Source organism: Tissierellales bacterium (assembly GCA_035301805.1).
In the GTDB taxonomy this organism is placed as follows: Bacteria; Bacillota; Clostridia; order Tissierellales; family DATGTQ01; genus DATGTQ01.
The window spans coordinates 1-5,176 of the sequence record DATGTQ010000277.1 but is presented as its reverse complement, the minus strand read 5'-3'; the positions used below and the strand labels follow the sequence as shown (position 1 = coordinate 5,176).

Genomic DNA, 5,176 nt, shown 5'->3' with positions numbered 1-5,176 from the left:
AATGTTCATTTATTTTGCCCTCCTTATATAAATTTAATTTTTTCCAATTTGTTAGCACTCAATCTCATCGAGTGCTAATACTTACAAATAATATGTTACTTTATAAGAAATATGTTTTCAAGTCCTAAATTACTTAATATACAGCTATTTGTATCCATATATATCGATTTTATTCGTTTTCCTTCTTATTTCCTTAAATATCTTCCTATAAATCCATTAATTACTCATTTCCTTTCCTAAGACAATATTTTTTCTTTAAATAATAATATATTTCCACAAAATAAATAGAATCCCCTAAATTTAAAGGATTCTATTTGCTTATAAACTAATTATATTTTATCCTATTTATATATATAGATCGTATTATAGTAAAGTATATCATTTGAAACACTAAATATCCTAACATTACTATCAGCCCATTTTTAAACAAACTTCCCATTAGCAAATTAGACAAAGACTTTAATGCGAAAAATGAATGTAAAGTACTTACTATAAATGGTAGAAAAAATATAATTCCTATTTGTTTAGTTATTATTTTATTTATCTCTTTTTCTGTAGTTCCTATTTTTTTCAGAATATTATATTCTACTTCATCCTGTTTTATTTCATTGAATAGTTTAAAGTATATTATACTACCAGAGGCTATGAAAAATAAGAAAGCTATAAAAAATCCTATAAATAGAATTAGGCCATAGACCTTTCTAACTCCTTTGTATGCAAGTATTTTAGAATAATAGCTTCCACTATATTTATCTCCTAGATCGTCTTGAATTTCCATTGTAGCCTCATAGGAATCTTTCCAATTATCTATATTTATTCCACTATAAATAATCAAATCCTCTTGGTTTATCTTTTCTAATGTATTTTCAAAATCTACATCATTTAAAACTAAGGCATCAAAATATCCTACATTAGGTAATGCCATAACACCACCGTGGATTTCTCTATCCAACTTGAATTTTTTCGTTTCTCCGCCAATATTTAAGCCAATCTCATTCCAATTTGTCTGTCTATCCTCTTCACTAACCTCTTCTGTGGACAGCTCATAATTATAGGGATAATTATATATAACTTCACCTGCTTTAATTTTCAATTCTTTTCTTCCTAAAGGTTTAGCTAATCTATTATAATCAGAATTAGATATTATAAAGAATCTTTCTTCTGTTTTTTCTTCTCCCACTACTCGCTCTATTTCTGCACCTTTTATACTATGAGTTTCTATTATCTTTACATTATTTTTTTCTAATATATTTTCTATATTCTCAACTACTTCGTCATCATTTAATTCCTCTCCCCTTTGAACTATTGCCATTTCTTGAGGTGTATTTAAACCTGTTAAACGGGGGCTTTCTGTAAAGAAGGAGTATATAGTTCCTGTAGCCGTAAATGTAATGGCACCTAGTATTGAGGCTAGAAATAAAACTTTAGCTGTATCTTGTAATTTAAAAATCATTTGAGAATAAGCTACCATATTAGTCTTTTTATAAAACATTTCTTGACTTTTCAATATTCTGTTAGCTACTGCAATACTAAATTGTGTAAATAAGAAGTATGTTCCAATTATTACGGTTATTGTTACTGGTATCATAGCTAAGGGAACAAGTACACTTTCTACAAACCATGCTACAATATATCCTATTAAAATTAAACTTACACCTAATATCGATTTAGCTTTAGAAAATTTAGGTATAGTCTTAGGTATATTACTAGATCTTAATTGCTCTATTATCTCCTTATTCTTTATTTTAAATAGCATAACAATATTTACTATTTCAAATAATGCAAAGAAGATCAAACTAGTAAGCCCTATGGCTTTAATAGATATATTAAAAGGCAACTTTATTTCTAAGAACCCTTCCATTATCATAAAGAATAGCTTTGAAAATATGGCTCCTGTCAATATTCCCGTAAATATTGACATAATAGATATAATAGTATTTTCTATAAGCACATATTTTTTTATTTGTCCTCTAGTCATTCCATATAGCGAGAGAAGACCAAATTCTTTTCCTCTAGACTTTAAAAATATAGAAGTTGAATAACCTACAAAGAATATAGAAAATATCACTATTATAACTTGACTAATTACCATACCATTGGTAGCACCCATTTTTGCTATTTCATGGCCATCCATAGATTTTGCATCTATTGATGGATGAAATACAAAGTTAGCAAATATAAAAAAGGCTGTAACTGCAAAAGAATTGCTTAAATAATACATTATATATCTATATAAATTTCCTTTAATGTTTTTAATAGCCATATTAGATATTTTCATTATATCCACCACCAAGAAGGGATAAAGCATCTAATATTTCCTTGAAAAATATTTGTCTATTAGATTTCTTTACTAGCTCAGTAAAATATTTACCATCCTTTATCATTATCATTCTATTACAAAAACTAGCTGCAAAAGCGTCATGAGTTACCATTGCTATAGTCGCATTTTTTTCTTTATTTATTTTTTCTAAAGATGACATTAAATCATAGGATGCTTTTGAATCTAAGTTTCCTGTAGGCTCATCTGCTAATATTATTGATGGTTCATTTATTAAAGCTCTAGCACAGGCTGTTCTTTGTTGTTGTCCTCCTGATATTTCATAAGTCCTTTTATTTAAAATATCTTTTATATTTAATACTGATGCTATATCATCAACTCTTCTATCAATTTCATTTTTCTTAAATTCTTCTAATACTAGTGGAAGAATAATATTTTCCTTCACTGATAAAGTATCTAATAGATTAAAGTCTTGGAAAATAAATCCTAAATACTTTCTTCTAAATATAGCTAATTCATCTTCTTTTAATTTATGAGGATTTTTTCCATTTACTAATACCTCTCCAGAAGATGGCGAATCTATTGTAGCTAATATATTTAATAAAGTAGTTTTACCACTTCCTGATGGTCCCATAATTGCAACAAATTCGCCTTCCTTTATTCCCATATTAAAATCTTCTAAGGCTTTAACAGATATGCCTTTACCTTTTCCACCATATATTTTCGATAAATTTTTAGTTTCCAATACTGTCATTTCCTTACCTCCTATTTCATTAACTATATATATAGTATAAAAAAAGAAGAGAAATCCTTCCATTGATTTCTCTTTCAAATTTAATTCATATCTTGCAATATTGTCATATTCAATACTTATAAACTATAAATGCTTTTGCCATGGTAAAAGGTTATTTTTGTTTTAGTCCCTACTCCTTCAGTAGATTCTACTTCTATGCCATGGCCTAACCGATTACATATATCTTTGGAAAGGTAAAGACCCATACCTGTTGATTCTAAATATTTCCTTCCATTTTCACCAGTAAAAAAAGGGTTAAATATTCTTTTTATATCCTGTTCAGGTATTCCTACTCCTTTATCTTCTATAGAAAGTATAGTTTTATCTACTTCTTTACTGAATTCAATGGTTACAGATTTATCTTGAAAATCTTTTACTTTTGAATATTTTATACTATTAGATATAATTTGGTTAATAATAAATTTTATCCACTTCTTATCACTTTTTACTATTAGTTTTTCTTGGGAGACTATTTTAGGATAGATACCATTTACTATAAAAGCATTTTTATTTTCATTAATAACATTTCTTACAACCTCTAATAGGTTTATCTCCTCTATTTTAAAATCTTGCTCAAAATCATTTACTCGTAAAGTATATAAAGCCATTTCTAGCCCATTGGACAATTTTTCTATTTCTTCTTCTATACTTTCATAGCTTTTTTTTGAAGCTTCATCAGTATTTCTATCTTTTTCATTTTCTAGTATAAGTTTAATTACAGAAATAGGAGTTTTCATTTGATGAACCCATCTATTATTAAATTCTAATTGAGTTTTATGAGTTTTTCTATATTTATCTAACTTATTTTCGTAGATCATATAATTATTAATTAAAAGTTCTTTAAAAGCTTTATGTTCCTTGCTTGTATTATCTGGAAGACTAAATATATATTCTAGATTTTCATTGTCTTTTAGACTATAATTAATAAATTCATAAAATTTTCGCTTTTTCATATAATCTATAGTTATTAAAATTATTAAAAATACAAAGGATAATATAAAAGCATAAATTATATTAGACCATTGAAGCTTTTCCTGTCTAATAATTAAATCTAACATCATTATAATTATAACCAAAATAGTACTTATAATATAAAATAGAATATATAATGCTCTATCCTTTATATAATCTTTAAATTTCACCTTATCACCGCCAAGTCTTAACCATAGAATAACCTTGTCCTCTTTTGGTTTGAATAGTATTATGTATTCCTATGTCTTCTAATCTTTTTCTAAGACGAGCAATATTTACAGATAAAGTATTGTCATCAACAAAATCTATATCATCCCAAAGTTCCTCTAAAAGAGTCTCTCTAGAAACTATTATATTTAAATTAGAAATAAGAATGTACAATAATGCAAACTCGTTTTTACTTAGCTCAATTTTCTTATCTTTCCACTCAACTATATTCTGAGTTTTATATAAATAAACTCCATCTACTTCATATATATCTTTAAATTCATTTTCTGCATATTCTCCATAAGTCCTTCTTAAAACACTTTTGATTTTAGCTAGCAAAAGCTCAAAAGAGAAAGGTTTAACAATATAGTCATCTCCACCATTTTCTATAGCCATTATTTGATCCATGTCTGAAAATCTAGCGGATATAAATATAATAGGAACCTTAGATATACTCCTTATTTCTCTACACCAGAAAAACCCATCATAATTAGGTAAATTAATATCTAGAAGAACTAATTGTGGTTTTTCTTTTATAAATTCACCTTTAATATTAGAATAATCTTCTACTATGGCTACTTTATAACCATACCTTTCTAATTTATCTTTTATAAGATTTACAATTTTTTTATCATCTTCCACAACTAATATTTTATACACCTAATCACCTTGTTTATCTTACTTATTCTTTTTTCTACCAATTCCCTTTTCTCTTGCATAATAAAATAAATACTGTTGAGCAAATCCTGCTAAATCTCCAAACTTTTCTTCTGCATAAATTTCTATATCTTTAAGTTTTCTATCCTCTTTTAAATAAAAATGTTCCATTACCCTTTTAACCCATACATCTACAGGAAAGGCATCATTTTTATCCAAAGAAAACAATAATATACAGTCAGAAACTTTTGGCCCTACTCCTGGTAGTT

Annotated in this window: 5 protein-coding genes; all 5 read right to left on the bottom strand. The window is 26.7% G+C overall.

The annotated features are described in order from the left end of the window. Positions 1–325 precede the first annotated feature (325 nt). Positions 326–2,278: an ABC transporter permease gene (locus tag VK071_13640; GenBank protein HLR36357.1), complete on the bottom strand. Its 1,953-nt coding sequence runs from the start codon at positions 2,276–2,278 to the stop codon at positions 326–328. Further along, positions 2,265–3,032 (bottom strand): ABC transporter ATP-binding protein, encoded by a 768-nt coding sequence (locus tag VK071_13635; protein ID HLR36356.1) that lies wholly within the window; start codon positions 3,030–3,032, stop codon positions 2,265–2,267. The genes VK071_13640 and VK071_13635 overlap by 14 nt, the downstream gene beginning before the upstream one ends. A gap of 116 nt (positions 3,033–3,148) precedes the next feature. Then, positions 3,149–4,213: a sensor histidine kinase gene (locus tag VK071_13630; GenBank protein HLR36355.1), complete on the bottom strand. Its 1,065-nt coding sequence runs from the start codon at positions 4,211–4,213 to the stop codon at positions 3,149–3,151. Between the two features lie 4 nt (positions 4,214–4,217). Beyond that, complete coding sequence (locus VK071_13625) at positions 4,218–4,910, bottom strand: response regulator transcription factor (protein HLR36354.1); 693 nt, start codon at positions 4,908–4,910, stop codon at positions 4,218–4,220. A gap of 18 nt (positions 4,911–4,928) precedes the next feature. Further along, positions 4,929–5,176: 8-oxoguanine DNA glycosylase (locus VK071_13620; protein HLR36353.1), on the bottom strand; the 248-nt coding region annotated here is incomplete at its 5' end.

Excerpts from the sequence above, each read along its gene's own strand:
- VK071_13640 (HLR36357.1), bottom strand. The coding sequence starts at position 2,278 with ATGAAAATATCTAATATGGCTATTAAAAACATTAAAGGAAATTTATAT.
- VK071_13635 (HLR36356.1), bottom strand. The coding sequence starts at position 3,032 with ATGACAGTATTGGAAACTAAAAATTTATCGAAAATATATGGTGGAAAA.